This window comes from Streptomyces sp. TRM68416, assembly GCF_014596915.1.
Taxonomy (GTDB): Bacteria; Actinomycetota; Actinomycetes; order Streptomycetales; family Streptomycetaceae; genus Streptomyces.
On the sequence record NZ_JACVWU010000004.1, the window covers coordinates 1 to 18,215 of the forward strand.

The following is an 18,215-nucleotide window of genomic DNA, read 5'->3' on the forward strand; positions in this document are numbered from 1 at the left end:
TCCCAGCCGGGGTAGAGCCGCCGCATCATGGTGACCGTTCGGTCCAGGTCCGCAGCCCCCACTTGCCGCAGCAACCCCGGCACGTCGCCGTCCGCGTACACCAGCAGTCCCGTCTTGGCCCCCACAGCCCCTCCCCAGAGCATTGCCCTTGTTGGCGGACGCACCCTAGCCGCAGGCACTGACAGAAAGGGGCCGGGAGTCGTGCCATTCGCATGCCTCACGGGGAACAGCGGGGCCTTGGCCTCGGATCCACCGAGGTCGGAGCGGATGAGTCACGACGCCGTTGTGCTTCCCACCAGTCCGTCTCGGCCCTGTTGCTGGTGCCCTACCGTGGCCGCCAGCACAGCGAGCTGGGGGCGGGGCGGGTCATTCGGTGTCCGGGGCCTTGATGATGTTGCCGGACTTGTCGAGGGTGTGGGTGCGCCAGTAGACGTCCCACTTGTCGTCGACGTGTTGGGGCACCTTGCCCTCTGGGTAGCGGGTGTATCCCGGCATGGGTTCCTCGTCGTTCGGGACGCAGCCCGAGCCGGTGCTGCCCACGGCCAGTACGGGGTATTCGCTGCTCCGGCAGATGTTCTCCCGGAAGTCGAAGCCGGAGCAGCCGGTGAGGGTGAGGGCTGCCGTGCCGGTGAGGGCCGCGGTGGTGAGGCGGTAGCGGGCGGGGCGGCTGGTCCTGGAGGGCTTGGGCACGTTCGTCTCCTGTTTCCGGGCGTCGGCCGGTTCGTGCCTCACTCTTGTCGTCGTCGGTCGCTGCGTCCTGAGTAGCGGTACTCAGCCGGTTACTGGTGTTCGGACTGGTGGGGCTCTTGGCGAAGACGAACAGGCGCAGCACCAGGAAGCGGGCGATGCCGGCGAGGGCGGAGGCGGTGAGGTAGACCGTTTGTTCCCACAGGAGGGTGGGGGACGGGTGCAGCAGGTGGAGTACGAGGATGGCGGCGGATGTCAGCGCGTAGGCGGCCGTTGCCGAGCCTGCTGACTGGAGGTGTTGGCGCAGGCCGGGGCGGGTGCCGGTGCCGAAGGTGAAGAGGGCGTGCAACTCGGTGCAGAGGAGGGTGGAGGCCACGGTGATCAGGGCGTTGGCCAGGGCCCAGGGGATCGAGTTCGCGAGCACCGGCACCAGGGCGCCGGAGGCCAGTCCGACGCCGCCCCCGCACACCACGAAGCGGGCGAAGGAGGCGAGCGGCGGCGTCATGGAACTTCCTTCCGGGAGGGGGCCGTTGAAGCTGGTGGCACCTGGTCGGGTGCCTTGATCAGCCGGGTACAACGATCCCCTTCATCCGCGCTGCGTACGAGGTGGCGGACTACCGGGTTGGGGGTGGTGCCAGCCCTACCAAGGGAGTTGGGTTCAACCCCTTGGGGAGCGCGGTCATCTGAAGGCCGCCGCGTTGGTCAGTGCCCAGTGTGCGAACGGGCGGGCGGGGCGGCCGAGGAGGAGTTCCGTGTCCGGGCTCACCCGGCGCAGTGCGGGGGGCGGGGTGCCCAGCATGTCGAGGGTGCTCTCCACGACCGGTTCCGGCATGAACGCCAGCATGTGGGCGCGGGCCTCCGACCGGCTCTGTTCCACGAACCGCACCGGCTCGCCCAGGGCTTGCTGGATCGCCGCGGTCTGCTTCCGGGGGGTGATGGGGGCGGGGCCGGTCAGGTCGTAGATCCTGCCGGTGTGGCCGCTGCCGCGCAGGGTTGCCGCCGCGGCACCGGCGATGTCGGCCGGGTCGATCGTCGGCAGGGCCACGTCGCCGAAGGGGGCCACGACCTCGCGGCGGGTGCGGACCGTGTCGGCCCACAGGAGGGTGTTGGAGTGGAAGCCGCCGGGACGCAGCAGCGTCCAGTCGAGGCCCGAGGCCCGTACGGCGTCCTCCAGCACGGGTGGATGGTGGCCCGTGCCGACGCCCTGCGAGGACAGCAGCACCACGCGGCCCACCCCGGCGGCCCGTGCGGTGTCCAGGGCCGGGCCGAGGTCGCCGCCGGAGCCGATGAACTCGCCCGAGGTGAGGAGGAAGAGGGCGTCGGCCCCGTCCAGGGCGGGTTTGAGTTGTTCCGGTTCGGCCAGGTCGGCCCGATGGTGGCGGACCCCCGGCGGCAGGTCCCGGGCGGGCACGTTCCGGGCGGGCACGTTCCGGGACACCGCCGTCACGTCCTCGCCCGCCTCGACCAGCGCTCGCACCAGCGGCTGTCCGACCTTGCCCGTCGCTCCGGTCACCACGATCATCGTCGTACTCCGTTCCGAGTGGTCAACTCCCTTGCTGAGCACGCTACTTTTGTGGAGTTAGTAGGTACCTAGAGGAAAGTAATGGGGAGAGGGGTTGATGTGACCGAGGACACATTCGACGGGACGCCCGAGAACGCCTGCCCCATCGCGCCCGTCGTCGACATCGTCTTCAGCCGGTGGACCACCCCGATCCTGTGGTCCCTCCACGAGTACGGCCGCCAGCGCTTCGTCGAGCTGGAGCGGCGTATCGCCACGATCACGCCCAAGGTGCTGACCCAGCGGCTGCGGCAGCTGGAGCGCGACGGCCTCGTCGTGCGCACGTACTACGCGGAGGTCCCGCCGCGCGTGGAGTACGAGATCAGCGAACTCGGGCGCAGCCTGGCGCCGTTGTTCCACGCCCTGTCCGAGTGGTCGGTCAACCTCGACCGGGTGGAGCTGGCCCGGAAGGCCTACGACGAGCGGGGCTGAGCCTCGGTCACCGGCTGCGGGAGGGCGCCGCGGCTCAGACGGAGACCGGCGCCGTTGTCAGTGGCTCCGCCTAGTCTCGGAGGTGATGGCACGGACATGGAGGTGCTCGGGGCTGCGCTGGTCCGTGGGCGGTCCTGAGCTGGTGTGGGACGGGGGTCGGCGCAGTGCGTTGACCCGGGGGAGACGGGTGGCCTTCGGGGTCGCGGAAGGGGGTGTGCGGACATGCGTGGGAGCGCGGGGGCATGCGTGCCCGGTGCGGGCGGTCGTGCCGGGGCGCAGTACGGGGGTGCGGTGCGAGGAGTGTGCGCGGCTGGACCGGGCGCACTCGGTCGCCGCCGACACCGTCGCCGACGATCCACGGCCGTACCACGTATATCTGGCGTGGTTCGGGCCCGGCATGGTCAAGGTCGGGATCACCGCGGTCGAGCGCGGTTCGGCACGGCTGCTTGAGCAGGGTGCCGTCTGCTTCGGCTGGCTGGGCGCCGGTCCGCTGATGGCCGCGCGGCGCACCGAGGAAGTGCTGCGCGCCGCGCTCCGGGTGCCGGACCGGATTCCCTACGCCGACAAGCGGGCGGTACGGTCCGCGCTGCCGGGCTCGGCCGAGGAGCGGGCGGCCGAGGTGGCGGAGCTGCACGCACGGGCGGTGGCGCTCCCCGGGCTGCCGGAGTCGCTGACGCCCGAGCCCTGCCGGGTCGTCGACCACGTCGAGGCGTTCGGCCTCGCGGAGCTGCCCGCGGCCGTCGGCGAGGTGACCGAGCTCGTCGCCGGTGGCGGGATCGGCGGGCGGCTGCTCGCGGCCGCCGGTCCGGACCTGCACCTGGAGACAGAGAGCGGTGTCATCGTGCTCGACACGCGGTTGATGAGGGGGTGGGGGCTGGTGGCGGCCGATGGTGGGGTGTCCGTTCCGGTGCGGAGGCACAGAGGGGCGGAGATCGCGCAGGACGGGCTGTTCTGAGCGGTGCGGTGTGCCGTGGGCGGTGCGGAAGCCGGCTGCTCAGGCATCCCCTGAGAGCCCTCTGTGTGTTTCTCAGGGAAATCACAGGTTGTGGAAAGGGTGTTCTCAGAGGGCCCCGACACCGTGTGCAGCATGACCACGACCTCGCCCCAGGGGCGCACCGAACTGCTGAGGCCGGACGGGAGCCCCGTCCGGGTGCTTGTGGTGGACGACGAGCTGTCGATCACCGAGCTGCTGTCCATGGCTCTGCGGTACGAGGGCTGGCAGATCCGCAGCGCGGGGGACGGCCAGGGCGCCGTCCAGGCCGCGCGCGAGTTCCGGCCCGACGCCGTCGTCCTGGACATGATGCTGCCCGACATGGACGGGCTCACCGTCCTCGGGCGGCTGCGCCGGGAGCTCCCGGATGTGCCTGTCCTCTTCCTCACCGCCAAGGACGCCGTGGAGGACCGTATCGCCGGACTCACCGCCGGTGGCGACGACTACGTCACCAAGCCGTTCTCCCTGGAGGAGGTCGTGGCCCGGCTGCGCGGGCTGATCCGCCGCTCCGGCGCCGCCGACCACCGGTCCGACTCCGTGCTGGTCGTCGGCGACCTCACTCTCGACGAGGACAGTCACGAGGTCAGCCGGGGCGGCGAGAGCATCCACCTGACCGCCACCGAGTTCGAGCTGCTGCGCTTCCTCATGCGCAACCCGCGGCGCGTGCTCAGCAAGGCGCAGATCCTCGACCGCGTCTGGTCCTACGACTTCGGCGGCCAGGCCAACGTCGTCGAGCTGTACATCTCCTACCTGCGACGGAAGATCGACGCCGGGCGGGAGCCGATGATCCACACCCGGCGCGGCGCCGGGTATCTCATCAAGCCCGCCGCGTCATGAGCGGGCGACGACGGACGCGTCCGCGGCAGGCGCGAGCGGGTCAGCCGCGCACCCTGCGGACGCGGCTCGTCGTCGCCTCCGTGGTGCTGATCGCCGTGGTGTGCGCGGTGATCGGCACCGTGACCACGCTCGCGCTGCGGTCGCATCTGTACGAGCAGCTCGACGAGCGGCTGACCGAGACCGTCGGCCGGGCGGCCGGGTTCGGCGGGCCCCCCGGCGGCGACCCCGCCAAGAGCGACAAGGTCGGCGCCTTCACCCTCGACGGCTTCGTCACCCGCGGACCGCAGCCCAAGGGCACGGTCATCGCCGAGGTGCGGGACGGCAGCATCGTCGCGGCCAAGGTCGGTGAAGAGGACGAGAACACCTCCGACGTGAGCGGGATGGCGGCCGTAGACCTCACCGACGCCCAGATCCGGGCGCTCAACTCCGTGTCCCAGGAGGAGGGCGAGAAGCACACCGCGGACCTCGCCGACCTCGGCGAGTACCGCGTCGAGTACCGGACCGGCGTCAACGGCAGCTACTACGTCGCCATCCCCACCACCGAGGTCAACAGCACCCTCAACACCCTCGTCCTCATCGAGATCAGCGTCACCGCCGCCGGTCTCGTCGCCGCCTCCCTCGCGGGCACGGTCATCGTCGGCGTCGCCACCCGCCCCCTGCGCAGGGTCGCCGCCACCGCCACCCGGGTCTCCGAACTCCCGCTCCACACCGGCGAGGTGAACCTCAGCGAGCGCGTCCCGGAGTCCGAGTGCGACCCGCGCACCGAGGTCGGCCGGGTGGGCGTCGCCCTCAACCGGATGCTGGACCACGTCCACGGCGCCCTGCACGCACGCCAGCGCAGCGAGACGCGGGTACGCCAGTTCGTCGCCGACGCCAGCCACGAGCTGCGTACCCCGCTCGCCTCCATCCGCGGCTACGCCGAGCTGACCCGGCGCGGCAGGGAGGACGTAGGCCCCGACACCCGGCACGCCCTCGGCCGTATCGAGTCCGAGGCGGGCCGGATGACCCTGCTCGTCGAGGACCTGCTGCTGCTCGCCCGGCTGGACGCGGGGCGGCCGTTGCAGTGCGCGGAGACCGACCTCGTACCGCTGGTCGTGGACGCCGTCAGCGACGCGCACGCGGCCGGAATGGACCACAACTGGCGGCTCGACCTGCCCGACGAACCGGCCCTCGTCCACGCGGACGCGGCCCGCATCCAGCAGGTGCTGGTCAACCTGCTGGGCAACGCCCGCAAGCACACCGCGCCCGGCACGACCGTCACCGCGCGGGTGCGGCGGCGCGGCGGACGGATGTGCGTGGACGTCGAGGACAACGGCCAGGGCGTCCCGCCCGAGCTGCTGCCGCACGTCTTCGAACGGTTCGCGCGCGGCGACTCCTCGCGCTCCCGCGCCTCCGGTTCCACGGGCCTCGGGCTCGCCATCGTGCAGGCCGTGGCGGCGGCGCACGGCGGTGAGGTGACCGTGGACAGCGTCCCCGGGCGCACGGTGTTCACCCTGCACCTGCCCGCGTCGGCCCCCGAAAGGCATGGGCCGTCGCACGACTCACAGGCACAGCACAGCGCCACCACACGGGTGCGACAGGGCACTTGAGAAGAGTCGGTTCCATGCGAACCGACATGCGACCCGACTCTTCTCCCGGCACCCTGCCGGCGCGGGAGCACCTCCCGGCCGCGGCAGCCGGTACGCCGGTCCTGGACGTAGTGGTCCCCGTCCACAACGAGGAGAAGGACCTCCGGCCGTGCGTGCTGAGACTGCACGAGCACCTCCGGCGCACCTTCCCGTACGCGTTCCGGATCACGGTCGCGGACAACGCGTCCACGGACACCACCCCGCTGGTGGCCCGGCGGCTGGCGGCGGAGCTGGCGGAGGTCCGGGCCTTCCGGCTGGAGCAGAAGGGCCGCGGCCGGGCGCTGCGGACCGTGTGGTCCGCCTCGGACGCCCCCGTCCTCGCCTACATGGACGTGGATCTGTCCACCGACCTCAACGCGCTGCTGCCGCTGGTGGCCCCGCTGATCTCGGGCCACTCCGACCTGGCGATCGGCTCCCGGCTCAGCCGGAGCAGCAGAGTGGTCCGCGGGCCCAAGCGCGAGTTCATCAGCCGCTCCTACAACCTCATCCTGCGCGGCTCCCTCCAGGCCCGCTTCTCGGACGCCCAGTGCGGCTTCAAGGCGATCCGCCGTGACGTCGCCCAGGTGCTGCTGCCGCTGGTGGAGGACACCGGCTGGTTCTTCGACACCGAGATGCTGATCGTCGCCGAGCGCGCGGGACTGCGGATCCACGAGGTGCCCGTCGACTGGGTCGACGACCCGGACTCGACCGTCCACATCGTCAGGACGGCCACCGACGACCTCAAGGGCGTGTGGCGGATCGGGCGGGCGCTGGCCACCGGTTCGCTGCCGCTGGACCGGCTCGCCCGGCCCTTCGGCGACGATCCGCGCGACCGCGAGATCCAGGACGTGCCCATGGGGCTGGCCCGCCAGCTCGTCGGGTTCTGCGTGGTGGGCGCCCTGTCCACCCTCTTCTACCTGCTGCTCTACAGCGGCTTCCGCCAGTTCACCGGCTCGCAGGTGGCCAACGCCCTCGCACTGCTGGTCTCGGCGGTCGCCAACACGGCCGCCAACCGGCGGCTGACCTTCGGGGTGCGCGGCCGCGGCGGCGTCGTCCGGCACCAGGCACAGGGCCTGGTCGTCCTCGCCATCGGCCTCACCCTGACCAGCGGCTCGCTCCTCGCGCTCGACGCGGCGACCGCCGACCCCGAGCACTCCACCGAACTGGCGGTCCTGATCGCCGCCAACCTCGCGGCGACCGTGCTGCGCTTCCTGCTCTTCCGGGTGTGGGTGTTCCCGGAGGACGGGGCGGCGGGGGCCCCGGCGGTCGCGGCGCCGATTCCGACGTACACCGACCACTCCAGGAGGGACGCCACCATGCGGCTTCAGCCGGTGCGCCCCGCCGACGACGAACCGGGGGACTCCCGATGACCACCACCGTCAGTACGGCCGTACAGGCGCCGCCGGCTCCCGCGGCGTCCGAGCCGGGGCAGCCGTTCGCGCGCAGACTGTGGCGCGGCCGCCCCGAGGACCCGCGCTGGGCACGCCCGGCCCTCCTCGGCCTGCTGCTCGCCACCGCGGTGCTCTACCTCTACAACCTGAGCGCCTCCGGCTACGCCAACTCCTTCTACTCCGCGGCCGTGCAGGCGGGCAGCCAGTCCTGGAAGGCGTTCTTCTTCGGCTCGCTGGACGCGGGCAACGCCATCACCGTCGACAAGCCGCCCGCCGCGCTGTGGCCGATGGCCCTGTCCGTCAGGATCTTCGGGCTCAGCTCGTGGGCGATCCTCGTCCCCGAGGTGCTGATGGGTGTCGGCACGGTCGCCGTCGTCCACGCGGCCGTCCGCCGCCGGTTCAGTCCGGCCGCCGGGCTGATCGCGGGGGCCATACTCGCCCTCACCCCGGTCGCGGCGCTGATGTTCCGGTTCAACAACCCGGACGCGATGCTGGCCCTGCTCATGGCGCTGGCCTGCTACTTCGTCATCCGCGGCCTGGAGGACGGCCGGACCGGGTGGCTGCTGTGGGCCGGTGCGGCCATCGGCTTCGCCTTCCTCGCCAAGACCCTCCAGGCCTTCCTGATCCTGCCCGCCCTCGCCCTCGTCTACGGCGTCTGCGCCCCGGTGACGGTGAAGAAGCGCATCGGCCAACTGGCCGCCGGACTCGGCGCGATCGTCGTCTCCGGCGGCTGGTGGGTCGCGATCGTCGAGCTGTGGCCGGCGTCCTCCCGCCCGTACATCGGCGGCTCGCAGAACAACTCCTTCCTGGAGCTGACCTTCGGCTACAACGGCCTGGGCCGGCTGAACGGCAACGAGACCGGCAGCGTCGGCGGCCGTGGCGGCAACGGCGGCGGCAACTGGGGCGAGACCGGCTGGGACCGGCTGTTCGGCGCCGGCATCGGCGGCCAGGTCTCCTGGCTGATCCCGGCCGCGCTGATCCTGCTGGTCGCGGGCCTGGTGGCCACGCGCAAGGCGAAGCGGACCTCGGTGACCCGCGGCTCGTTCCTCGTCTGGGGCGGCGCGCTGCTGATCACCATGGTGGTCTTCAGCTACATGCAGGGCATCTTCCACGAGTACTACACCGTCGCCCTCGCCCCCTACGTCGCCCCGCTGATCGGCATGGGCTCGGCGCTGCTGTGGGAGAAGCGCGACAAGGCGTGGGCGTCGCTGACCCTGGCGGCGGCGATGACGGCGACGGCGGCATGGGGGTACGTCCTTCTCAACCGCTCCTCCGACTATCTGCCCTGGCTGAAGTGGCTGGTGCTGGTGGGCGGCCTGGGCGCCGCGCTCGGCCTGGTCTTCGCCGGGCGGCTCGGTCGTCAACTGGCGCGCGGAATCGTCGGGTTGGGTCTCGTGGCCGCGTTGGCCGGGCCGACCGCGTACACCCTCACCACGGTGAACGAGGGCCACACCGGCTCGATCGTGACGGCGGGACCGTCGGTGGCGGGCGGCCGGGGCGGTGGCCCGGGCGGTGGCGGCGGCTTCCCGGGGGGCGGGGGCGGCATGCCCGGCCAGCAGGGGCAGCAGGGGCAGCAGGGCGGCGGCATGGGCCAGCCTCCGACCGGCGGAAACGGCGGAAACGGCGGCAACGACGGCTTCGGCGGCGGCGTGCCAGGCCGACAGGGCCAACAGAACGGCAACGGCGGCACCCAGGCCCGCCCGGACGGCGGCATGGACGGCGGCATGGGCGGCGGCATGGGCGGCCTGCTCAACGGCGCCGCGGTCTCCGACGAGGCCAAGGAGCTGCTGGAGACGGACGCCGGGGACTACACCTGGGTCGCCGCGGCCATCGGCGCCCAGAACGCCGCGAGCTACCAGCTCTCCACCGGCGAACCGGTCATGGCGATCGGCGGCTTCAACGGCACCGACCCGTCCCCGACCCTGGCCCAGTTCAAGGAGTACGTGGCGGAAGGCAGGATCCACTACTTCATCGCGTCCGGCACGGGCGGCCGCACGGGCGGCAGCGGCAGCGGTACGTCCGCGCAGATCACGGCGTGGGTCGAGGCCAACTTCCAGGAGGTGACGGTCGGTTCGTCCACCTTCTACGACCTGACGCAGGAGGCGAGCGGCTGACGGACGCGGAAATCGCTGTACGCCGTATAGGGGCCGCTATACGGTGTACGGCATGTCCGCTCCCGCGCCCGTCACCGTCTCCCAGGGGCACCCCCAGCGCTGGCTGATCCTCGGTGTCATCTGCCTGGCCCAGCTCACCGTCGTCCTCGACAACACCGTGCTGAACGTGGCGATCCCCTCCCTCACCCGGGAGTTGGGCGCGGCCACCGCGGACATCCAGTGGATGATCAACGCGTACTCGCTGGTGCAGTCCGGACTGCTGCTCACCGCGGGCAGCGCCGCCGACCGCTACGGCCGCAAGAAGATGCTCATCGCGGGCCTTGCCCTGTTCGGCGCCGGCTCGCTGGCGGCCGGACTCGCCGACAGCACCGGCCAGTTGATCGCCGCGCGGGCCGGGATGGGGGTCGGCGGCGCGCTGCTGCTGACCACCACGCTCGCGGTCGTGATGCAGATCTTCGCGCCCGAGGAGCACGCCCGGGCGATCGGCATCTGGGCCGCGGTCAACGCCCTCGGCTTCGCGTGCGGCCCGCTGCTCGGCGGCTTCATGCTGGACCACTTCTGGTGGGGCGCGATCTTCCTGATCAACCTGCCGGTCGTGGCGCTGGGCCTGGTCGCGGCCGTCACCCTGGTCCCCGAGTCCAAGAACCCCCGGGGCGACCGGCCCGACCTGCTCGGCGCCCTGCTGTCGACGATCGGCATGGCCTCCTTGGTCTTCGCGATCATCTCCGGTCCCGAGCACGGCTGGACCTCGTCCCGGGTGCTGACGTCGGCGGCCGTCGCGGTCGCGGTGCTGGCCGGGTTCGCACACTGGGAGAGCCGGATTCCGTACCCCATGCTCGACCTGCACTTCTTCAGGAACCAGCGGTTCACCGGCGCCATCGCGGGCGCGGTCCTGATCACCTTCGGCATGGGCGGCTCGCTCTTCCTGCTCACCCAGCACATGCAGTTCGTCCTCGGGTACTCCCCCCTGGAGGCGGGCCTGCGCACGGCGCCGCTCGCGCTCGCGATCGTGGCGCTGAACTTCTCCGGCGTGGCCGCGAAGTGGGCGGCGCGGCTCGGGACCCCGGCGGCCATCGGCGTGGGCATGACCCTGATGTCCGGCGGCCTGGCGTCGATCGCGCTGCTCGCGTCCGGCGGTTACGCCGGGACGCTGCTCGGGCTGCTGCTCATCGGCGCGGGCGCGGCGGTCGCCAACCCGGCGATGGCACACGCGATCATGAGCTCGATTCCGCCGGAGAAGGCCGGGATCGGGGCGGGCATCAACGGGACCGTGGCGGAGTTCGGGCAGGGGCTGGGGGTGGCCGTGCTCGGGGCGGTGCTCAACTCCCGGTTCGCGGCGCTGATTCCGGTGGCGGCGAGCAGTCTGCCCGCGGCGCTTGAGAAGGCGGGGTCGGCGGAGGAGCAGGGGAAGATCACGGACGCGTTCGCCTCCGGCCTGGAGAGCAGCCAGTTGGTGGGGGCGTTGGCCGTGCTGCTGGGGGGTGTGGTCGCGGCGGCGTTGTTGCGCCGGGCCGAGCGGCAGACTCAGGGGCGGTGAACGCCCACCCGGCTCAGGGCGCGGAAGCTTTCCAGGACCTCCAGCAGGTGGCGGGCCTCCGCCACGGCGGCGGGCGGCAGGGCGGCCAGCAGTTCGCCCACCGGCAGCGGAGCCGGCTCGGTACCGGCCAGGCCGTGCAGCAGCGGTTCCAGATGCCGCGGGCTCAGGGCGGTGCCGGTCACGTGTCCGTTGGCGGCGCAGAGGTGCACGCCACCCGCTGGTGCGTGCAGCACCCGGGCGCGGGCCCGGACCACCGTGGGGTCGGTGAGCGGTCGCGGTGCCTCGGGCGGCGGGGCGGGGCTCAGGCCGGCCGCGGTCAGGTTGCGGAGCGCGGCGGCGGTGACCCGCTCCTGGATCCGCTCGGGGTCGCGGTACTCCTGGAAGGCGCGCAGGGTCTGTTCGAGTGCCTCGGGCAGCGTGCCGTCGGCCGACGGCACGGGCACCGAGAGCGGGGCGGTGGCGGCGGGCAACCGCATCAGGCCGACGTCCGGGGCGGCCGTCGGGTCCGCCGGCAGGCCGAGCAGCAGGTCGTCCACGTCGTAGACGGCTCGGTGCCCCTCGCGCGGCACACCGATGTTGACGCTGGTGGCGGGTTCGCCGTCCACGCTCTCGCCGACGTGGTAGTAGTCCGACGGCCAGTACAGCAGGTCACCGGGCTCGGGCTCGGCGGTGAACGAGCTTGCCAGGTACGGCTGGTAGTCGAGCACGGTGGTCACCGGATCGGTCCACGGGCGCTCGGGCCAGAACCGCATCCGCTTGCGGCCTTCGAGCGCGAACATGAAGGTCGCGAAGCGGTCCTTGTGGACCCCCACCGGGGTGTGCTCGTAATTGCCGTGGAAGAGCGTGGTGATGATCCCCGACAGCGGCAGGCCCGTGCGCTCCCAGAGCGGTTCGAAGAAGGCGCGCTGGCGCTCCCACTGTGCGGAGTGGAAGGCATGGAAGGCGTGCACCGTCAGCGCGTACCGCCGCTCCGCCGAGAAGGCCGCCAACTCATCGTCCAGTCGCAGCCGGTAGCCGCCGAAGGTGCCGTCCTCGGCGCGTGGGAACCAGCCCGCCGGTACGGACTGCTGGAAGCGGCCGACGGCGAACCGCGCGTTCGGCGGCATCAGGTGCGGGCTCGGCGGCCGGGTGGCGAGCGTGGCGGCGGCGAAGACCTCGCCCAGTTCGTAGGGCGCAGGGCGGACGGCCTTGATCAGCACCGGGCGCCGGTCCCAGTAGAGCGCGGCGAACTCGTCCCAGTCGAGCGGGCCCCGGACGACGGCCGGCTCGCTCGCGTGTGCGGTCGTCATCTGTCCGCCCTTCCGTCCTCGGCCGTCTCGGCTGCCTCGGCCGGCTCGATCCCGCGCAGCCGGTAGAGCTTGCGCAGCAACGCGGTTACGGCGGCGTTCTGCGCGTCCACGCCCACCGCGCCGCAGAGCTCGTCAACCGTCAGTTCTCTGCCCAGCGGCAACTGTTGGGCTATCAGCTCTCCAGCCGCCCCGCCGACCGGGAAGGCGTGCCCGTTGACGGCCCAGATCCGCCGGCCGAGCCCGTCCGGCTGCCGCAGGATCTCCCGCACCACCCGCAGCCGCTGCCCGGGGGCGAGGGTCACGTCCTCGCGCGGGTCGGGAGCGGGCTCCAATCCGGCAGAGGAGCACCAGGCCGCCCACCGGGTGCGCAGCGCGGCGGGCAGCTCCGGGCCTCCGGCCGCGGCGCGGGCCGCCTCGCCGATGGCGAGCGTCGGAGCGGGCGGCTCGCCGTCGGGCGGCGGATAGGGCAGACAGGGCACCGTGCCGTCGTACGCCAACCGCTTCCCCACCTCCTCCGCCAGGAGGTTCTTGACGGCTTCGGCCGCCAGGCGCTGGGCGCGCGGAACGGAGATCCGCAGCGTCAGGCAGCCGTCCAGGTGGCGCTCGCGCCAGCGGGATCCCTCGGGCCAGTACAGCAGCTCACCGGCGGTGGCCCGCAGCACCCGGAGGGGACCGTCCGCCATGTGCAGTTCGGCCTCCAGAGTGCCGCCCAGCACCCAGGTCAGCACCGCGTGTTCGGAAGGGGCGGCCAGGCCTCGGGCGCAGGTGTACTCGTCGCCCTCGGTCAGCTCGGCCTCGACCGGCAGGCACGGCAGGCCGACCCGGCGCCACAGCCGCTCCAGGCCGTCGCGGACCGAGGCCCACAACGAGTAGTCGATGTGCAGGGGTTGCTGGACGCGCAGAAGGAATCCGGTGTCCGGACCGCTGCCGGCCGGCTCGCGGCGCAGCCGGGCCCGGTAGGCGGCCGGGGTCGGGTCCCCGGTGTCGGGCAGCAGCCGGCCCGGCGCGCCGAGCCAGCCGAGCACGGTGTGGAAGCGGACCTGCGGGAAGGTCCGGAAGACCGTGCCGGCCCGGAACGAGGCGCAGGCGGCGACGACCGTCCGGTGCAGGTGCGCGGGGTCCGTCGGCGCCGCGGCCGTGAGCAGCGCGGGCTCCTTGCCCCAGGCCGGGGCGAGGAGTTCGGTCCAGTCGGTCGCGATCACGCCCGTACCCCTTCGTTCTCGGCTGCCGGTTCGGGTGCCGGGTACTTCTCCGCGAGCAGGGCCGCGTAGGCGGCCAGCGGCTGCAGTCCGGCGGCGGCGCGCCGCTCGTCCACCCGGTCCTCGTCCTCGATCGGGCAGGGCCGCAGCTCGCCGGTCGCGGCCCGCTCGAACTTCGTGCCGTACAGCTGCGGCCGGCCCTCGGCCCGGCGCAGCGCGTCGGTGAGGTAGGCCGCGTCGCGCGGGAGCATGTCGCCCGCTTCGGCCGCGGCCTCGATCAGGGTCAGGCACGCACGCCGGAAGTCGAGGTCACCCTGGTGGTGTTGGAGCAGCGCGGCGGCGACCGTGGCGGCCTCCGGCCCGACCAGGCCGTGGCCGGGCCAGCCGTGCTCGGCGACCACTCCGCGCAGCCAGGCGATCCCCGCGCCGGTCAGCCGCTCCAGCCGCGCCTCCAGCTCGGTGTCGGTGAAGCCCCCGGCCGCCCAGGGGCCGCGCAGCGCGGAGTCGAGTCGGCCGAAGCGCAGCAGCCGCTCGCGGATCTCGGCACCCGTCCGGGCCGCCGGCCCGCCCTTCGGAGCCGTACCGGACTCCCTTTCCTGCCCTGCCGGTTCGACCGGTCCGGCGGCCTCGGTCAGCGGGTCGATGCGCAGCCGCAGCTTCGCCTCGTCCCAGGAGTAGGTGACGCGGCGGCCCGCTTGTGGCCAGTCGAAGGAGACCTCGCCCTCGCGCGGCCCGCGTCGTGTGAGCCGCACCCCGTTCCCGGGATCGTGCAGCTCGCCCGGCCCCGTCGAGGTGTCGTGCGCGTACTCGACCGCGTCGCGCAGCGCGATGCCGAGTCCGGCGAGGTCGAGCTTGCCGCCCTCGCGTACGGCGGCGACCGGCGGGCGGGGCCGGCCCTCGCCCCACTCGGGTGCCTCGGCCGGGTCTGCGCGCAGTTCGCGGCCGGGCGGCATCCGCATCGCCAGCAGCGGGCCGCCGTCGGCCGCCCGGAAGAAGTACGGTACGTCGCCCCGGGCGAGCTGCGCCGACTCGCTCCCGGTGAACGGGGTGTCGCCCCCGTCCGGATACTCTGCCGTCGGCCGGGCGATCACCCGCACCACGTGCCCGGCCGCCCGCTCCCCGATGAACTCGGCGATCCGGGCCCGGTTGCGGCACATCAGCACCCAGGCGTCGAACATGCCGCGCAGCAGCGACGGCAGGTACGGGCCGTAGCCCACCCGGCCCTCGGTGTCGCCGACCACCGAGCGGGTCTCGGTCCTGGTCAGGGACCGGGACCGGCGTTCGAGCCGCAGCGAGCCGTCCGGCTGCGGGCGCCAGCAGGTCGCGGGGCCGTCCAGCTCGCACCAGCGCGGGGTGTTCTCCAGCCCGGCGTGGTGGTGGGCGGAGACCGCCGGGTCGGCCATCAGCCCGGTCTCGAACAGGCGGTCCAGGGCGCCGAAGTAGGACTCCAGGTCGACCGGGTACGGGAGCGGCTCACTCTCCTCCGGGCGCTGCCCGATCAGTACATTGCCGCCGATCAGGTCCGTGATCCCGAAGGCGAACGCGGCTGCGGCCAGTGAACCGGCGCGGTGCCAGTAGCGGCCCGCCGCCTCGGGCTCCAGGACGGCGCCGCGCAGGCTCAGCGGGCCCGCGGCCCGCAGCACGCCCCAGGTCCCAGGCGGCTCGATCCACTCCTGCCAGGAGTAGCACGGCCGGTCCGGCCCGCTGCCCTGCCGCACGCCCATGGTCGGCAGCATGATCTCCCCGGCCGCCGGGGGCAGTTGGTTGAGCAGCGCGAACACGGAGCCTTCGGCGGCCAGGAACAGCAGCTCGCCGGTGGCCGGCCGTGGCTTGTACGCGAGTCGGCCGCCGTCGGCGAACTCGACCCGCAGTACCCGCTGCCCGCCGTTGTGCGTCTCCGCGCCGTTCGCCCACAGGCCGGTGACCCGGCGGTCGGCTGGCTGGTCGCGGGCCAGCCGTTCGAGGAACAGGATCAGGAACTCCAGGTACTGCCCGACCCGTTCGGCGGCGAAGGCCGCGGCCCGCTCGGCCGGCCCGGCCACGCAGGCTTCCAGCGTCTCGGTGATCAGCGGCCCGAACAGGTCGGCATTCTCCGCTCGCAGCAACTCCGGCTCGACCTGCCGGGTCTCGGCCGAGACCCGCGCGGACCAGGCGTCGATCCGCCGCAGCACCTCGTGCAGCGGCGCGAACCGGGGATCGGACAGGGCGTGCACCAGCGCCCGCGCGTCGGACGGACCGCCCAGTGGACGCTCGACGGCGAGCGTGCCCTCCGGCCCCGGCACGACCACGGGCGGAAACGCCCGGCCCGCCCGGCCTTCGGCCAACGCGGTCAGCAACCTCCTGGTCGCCACGGGAACTTCGGGCGCACGGATGGTGTCGCCGACGTCGCGCAGTTCCATTCGGTCCCCCACCGGGTGGTCACGGTCGTGCTCTGCGTCGATGTGCCCAGCCACTGGAATTCTTTCCCGCGACAAGAGTCGGGTGCCGCCGAGTTCGGCGGCACCCGATTCCGTTCAGGGGGAAGCTTTACCTCCGCAAAAGCTTCCCCGTCACCTTCTAGAAGGTGCAGTACACGCGGATGCAGGTGCTGGCCTGCTGCTGGCTCTTCGGCGCGTCCTGCTCCAGCTCGCCGATCACGAGGTCGAACTCCGCGTCGTCGATCATGGTGTCGGCCGGCATCGCTTGTGCGGTAGGAGCTTCCATGCGGTCCTCCTGACAAGTGGGGGCAGAAAAAGGCCTCGATGTGCGCAGACCGCTGCTCAGTTTTGCCTTGAACTGTCGGCTTCGTCAACAGATCTTTCGCGCCAGGAGATCGAACTCGGCCTTCCGGAAATAGTTCTGACACGGCGTCACACCAGCACAGTTGGCGTACTCACCACCCCGCCGGCATGGGAGGATTGCATCTCGCGGGTGCTTTCCTGCTCTGCGGATATGGAACCGTAGGAAGTCCCATCATCCCGGCTCAGAGAACATCCGCGTCTTCATGCCCAAGCCCTGGCCCAACGACTGCCCGGTGGATCGGGGCTTGGCATGACCGGCACTTCGGAAGTCGAGGAAGGTGCGTCGCCATGGTGAAGGCAGGCCGGCGGACCAGTGTGTGGCTGGAGGACAAGGCGCGCCGGGGCGGTCGCGGCGGAGGCCAGCCCTCCGGGCTGGACCGGGGGCGGATCACCGAGGCGTCCGTGCGGCTGCTGGATGCCGAGGGGCTGGCCAGGTTCTCCATGCGACGGCTGGCGGCCGAGCTGAACGTGACGGCGATGTCCGTCTACTGGTACGTCGACACCAAGGACGACCTTCTCGAACTCGCCCTCGACTCGGTCTACGGCGAACTCCGCCTGCCCGACCCGGACGCGGAGGACGAGGACTGGCGTGACCAACTGCGCACGCTGGCCCGCGAGTACCGTGCGCTCCTGGTCCGTCACCCCTGGCTCTCCCCGCTGGCCGGGACCTACCTCAACATCGGCCCCAACTCCCTGTCCTTCTCCCGTGCCGTGCAGCGCGTGATCCGCAGGACGGGACTGCCCGCGCACGGCGTGACCGGCGCCATCTCGGCCGTCTTCCAGTTCGTGTACGGCTACGGCACCGTCGAGGGCCACTTCTTCGCGCGGGTCGAGGACGCCGGGATGACCCCCGACGACTACTTCCGGCGCACGATGAGCACGGTGAGCGAGTCGTCGAGCGCCGCCGAGGTCATCGAGGAGTCCAAGGAGATCATGGCGGCCCGGGGCGGTGACACGGTCGAGGAGATGCTCGAACGCGACTTCGTCTTCGCCCTGGACCTGCTGGTCGCGGGCATCGAGGCGATGGTGGCCAGGGCGTGAGCGCTCCGCTGGGAGGGCGGTGGTGTGTTGCCGTTCGGCTGCGGGCTCGTGGTGGCTGGTCCCGCGGCCGGGCACGTCCGGAGTGCGGCCGTGGCCCCGGCGTTCGGTGTGCAGACGTGGACGTGCTCGGCCGGCGGGCCGATGTTCGGCTCGAAGAACCGGGCGTCCACCAGGCCGCCGTACACCCGCACCAGCGGTTCGCCGGTGCCGTGCTCCGCGTACCAGGTCTTCGTAGGCGCGTCGGGAGGGGAGGCTGGCCGCGCCGCCGAAACTAGCCGTCGCCGCCCTCGACAAGCCGCGCGGGGAAGCCGCCGGTGGCCACCGGTCCCCACCGCTCCGGCGTGATGCGGATGATCGACTTGCCCTGCTTGACCATGGCGGCCCGGTACTCGTCCCAGTCCGGGTGCTCGCCGGCGATGTTGCGGTAGTACTCGACCAGCGGCTCCACGGAGTCCGGCGCGTCGATGACCTCGGCCGTTCCGTCGATCTGGACCCACGGCCCGTCCCAGTCGTCGCTCAGCACGATCAGGCCGACCCGCGGGTCCCGCTTGGCGTTCCGCGTCTTGGCGCGCTCGGGGTAGGTGGAGACGACGATCCGCCCGGAGTCGTCCACCCCGCACGTCAGCGGCGACCCCTGCGGGCCCCCGTCGCCCCGCCGCGTCAGCAGGATCGCGCGATGCCGCGGCCGTACGAAGTCCAGCAACTCGTCGAGGGAGACGCGGGTGTTGGTCGCGATGTTCGGTGCCATGGGG

15 protein-coding genes and 1 pseudogene are annotated in these 18,215 nt (G+C 72.4%); 8 read left to right on the forward strand and 8 right to left on the reverse strand.

Annotated features, from left to right (window positions below):
• Positions 1–366: 366 nt before the first annotated feature.
• The 3 genes and pseudogenes from ICC28_RS41240 to ICC28_RS07520 form a co-directional block, all read right to left on the reverse strand.
• Positions 367–690, reverse strand: coding sequence for an SCO0607 family lipoprotein (locus ICC28_RS41240; RefSeq protein WP_188287653.1), 324 nt, complete (start codon positions 688–690; stop codon positions 367–369).
• Between the two features lie 118 nt (positions 691–808).
• A pseudogene (locus ICC28_RS40355) lies at positions 809–1,192 on the reverse strand (hypothetical protein); the annotation flags it as partial.
• A 174-nt stretch (positions 1,193–1,366) separates the two neighbouring features.
• A complete protein-coding gene (locus ICC28_RS07520) occupies positions 1,367–2,209 on the reverse strand; it encodes an NAD(P)H-binding protein (RefSeq protein WP_188287654.1) in 843 nt (280 codons plus the stop codon).
• Positions 2,210–2,290: 81 nt separating this feature from the next.
• On the opposite strand from ICC28_RS07520, the gene ICC28_RS07525 reads away from it, so the two are divergent.
• The 7 genes from ICC28_RS07525 (at position 2,291) to ICC28_RS07555 (ending at position 11,154) form a co-directional block, all read left to right on the forward strand.
• On the forward strand, positions 2,291–2,677 hold the full coding sequence (locus tag ICC28_RS07525) for a winged helix-turn-helix transcriptional regulator (protein WP_188287655.1): 387 nt from the start codon (positions 2,291–2,293) through the stop codon (positions 2,675–2,677).
• Positions 2,678–2,762: 85 nt separating this feature from the next.
• A complete protein-coding gene (locus ICC28_RS07530; protein ID WP_188287656.1) occupies positions 2,763–3,632 on the forward strand; it encodes a DUF2797 domain-containing protein in 870 nt (289 codons plus the stop codon).
• A 132-nt stretch (positions 3,633–3,764) separates the two neighbouring features.
• Positions 3,765–4,505, forward strand: coding sequence for a response regulator transcription factor (locus ICC28_RS07535; RefSeq protein WP_188287657.1), 741 nt, complete (start codon positions 3,765–3,767; stop codon positions 4,503–4,505).
• Complete coding sequence (locus ICC28_RS07540) at positions 4,502–6,094, forward strand: sensor histidine kinase (protein ID WP_188287658.1); 1,593 nt, start codon at positions 4,502–4,504, stop codon at positions 6,092–6,094. Before ICC28_RS07535 ends, ICC28_RS07540 begins: the two co-directional genes overlap by 4 nt.
• Before the next feature lie 26 nt (positions 6,095–6,120).
• Positions 6,121–7,482 carry a bifunctional glycosyltransferase family 2/GtrA family protein gene (locus ICC28_RS07545; protein WP_188288032.1) on the forward strand — a complete coding sequence of 454 codons (1,362 nt, stop codon included), beginning with the start codon at positions 6,121–6,123 and terminating at the stop codon, positions 7,480–7,482.
• A complete protein-coding gene (locus tag ICC28_RS07550; RefSeq protein WP_188287659.1) occupies positions 7,479–9,617 on the forward strand; it encodes a glycosyltransferase family 39 protein in 2,139 nt (712 codons plus the stop codon). Before ICC28_RS07545 ends, ICC28_RS07550 begins: the two co-directional genes overlap by 4 nt.
• Positions 9,618–9,669: 52 nt before the next feature.
• Positions 9,670–11,154: an MFS transporter gene (locus ICC28_RS07555; RefSeq protein ID WP_188287660.1), complete on the forward strand. Its 1,485-nt coding sequence runs from the start codon at positions 9,670–9,672 to the stop codon at positions 11,152–11,154.
• On the opposite strand, the gene ICC28_RS07560 is transcribed toward ICC28_RS07555, so the two are convergent.
• The 4 genes from ICC28_RS07560 to ICC28_RS07575 form a co-directional block, all read right to left on the reverse strand.
• The gene (locus ICC28_RS07560) at positions 11,142–12,443 is read right to left on the reverse strand and encodes a JmjC domain-containing protein (protein WP_188287661.1); all 1,302 of its coding nucleotides are present in this window, start codon (positions 12,441–12,443) and stop codon (positions 11,142–11,144) included. The two genes, ICC28_RS07555 and ICC28_RS07560, sit on opposite strands and share 13 nt — an antisense overlap.
• On the reverse strand, positions 12,440–13,645 hold the full coding sequence (locus ICC28_RS07565; protein WP_188287662.1) for a hypothetical protein: 1,206 nt from the start codon (positions 13,643–13,645) through the stop codon (positions 12,440–12,442). Before ICC28_RS07565 ends, ICC28_RS07560 begins: the two co-directional genes overlap by 4 nt.
• Positions 13,642–16,041, reverse strand: coding sequence for a DUF4135 domain-containing protein (locus ICC28_RS07570; protein ID WP_188287663.1), 2,400 nt, complete (start codon positions 16,039–16,041; stop codon positions 13,642–13,644). The genes ICC28_RS07565 and ICC28_RS07570 overlap by 4 nt, the downstream gene beginning before the upstream one ends.
• A 157-nt stretch (positions 16,042–16,198) precedes the next feature.
• The gene (locus ICC28_RS07575) at positions 16,199–16,345 is read right to left on the reverse strand and encodes a hypothetical protein (protein ID WP_188287664.1); all 147 of its coding nucleotides are present in this window, start codon (positions 16,343–16,345) and stop codon (positions 16,199–16,201) included.
• Positions 16,346–16,710: 365 nt separating this feature from the next.
• Between ICC28_RS07575 and ICC28_RS07580 the strand changes: the two genes are divergently transcribed.
• Complete coding sequence (locus ICC28_RS07580; RefSeq protein ID WP_188287665.1) at positions 16,711–17,463, forward strand: TetR/AcrR family transcriptional regulator; 753 nt, start codon at positions 16,711–16,713, stop codon at positions 17,461–17,463.
• A gap of 271 nt (positions 17,464–17,734) precedes the next feature.
• Here the strand turns inward: ICC28_RS07580 and ICC28_RS07585 are convergent, their stop codons facing one another.
• A complete protein-coding gene (locus tag ICC28_RS07585; protein ID WP_188287666.1) occupies positions 17,735–18,211 on the reverse strand; it encodes a PPOX class F420-dependent oxidoreductase in 477 nt (158 codons plus the stop codon).
• Positions 18,212–18,215: the final 4 nt, after the last annotated feature.

Excerpts from the sequence above, each read along its gene's own strand:
- ICC28_RS07520 (WP_188287654.1), bottom strand. The coding sequence starts at position 2,209 with ATGATCGTGGTGACCGGAGCGACGGGCAAGGTCGGACAGCCGCTGGTG.
- ICC28_RS07525 (WP_188287655.1), top strand. The coding sequence starts at position 2,291 with ATGGGGAGAGGGGTTGATGTGACCGAGGACACATTCGACGGGACGCCC.
- ICC28_RS07530 (WP_188287656.1), top strand. The coding sequence starts at position 2,763 with ATGGCACGGACATGGAGGTGCTCGGGGCTGCGCTGGTCCGTGGGCGGT.
- ICC28_RS07535 (WP_188287657.1), top strand. The coding sequence starts at position 3,765 with ATGACCACGACCTCGCCCCAGGGGCGCACCGAACTGCTGAGGCCGGAC.
- ICC28_RS07540 (WP_188287658.1), top strand. The coding sequence starts at position 4,502 with ATGAGCGGGCGACGACGGACGCGTCCGCGGCAGGCGCGAGCGGGTCAG.
- ICC28_RS07545 (WP_188288032.1), top strand. The coding sequence starts at position 6,121 with ATGCGACCCGACTCTTCTCCCGGCACCCTGCCGGCGCGGGAGCACCTC.
- ICC28_RS07550 (WP_188287659.1), top strand. The coding sequence starts at position 7,479 with ATGACCACCACCGTCAGTACGGCCGTACAGGCGCCGCCGGCTCCCGCG.
- ICC28_RS07555 (WP_188287660.1), top strand. The coding sequence starts at position 9,670 with ATGTCCGCTCCCGCGCCCGTCACCGTCTCCCAGGGGCACCCCCAGCGC.
- ICC28_RS07560 (WP_188287661.1), bottom strand. The coding sequence starts at position 12,443 with ATGACGACCGCACACGCGAGCGAGCCGGCCGTCGTCCGGGGCCCGCTC.
- ICC28_RS07570 (WP_188287663.1), bottom strand. The coding sequence starts at position 16,041 with ATGGAACTGCGCGACGTCGGCGACACCATCCGTGCGCCCGAAGTTCCC.
- ICC28_RS07575 (WP_188287664.1), bottom strand. The coding sequence starts at position 16,345 with ATGGAAGCTCCTACCGCACAAGCGATGCCGGCCGACACCATGATCGAC.
- ICC28_RS07580 (WP_188287665.1), top strand. The coding sequence starts at position 16,711 with ATGGTGAAGGCAGGCCGGCGGACCAGTGTGTGGCTGGAGGACAAGGCG.
- ICC28_RS07585 (WP_188287666.1), bottom strand. The coding sequence starts at position 18,211 with ATGGCACCGAACATCGCGACCAACACCCGCGTCTCCCTCGACGAGTTG.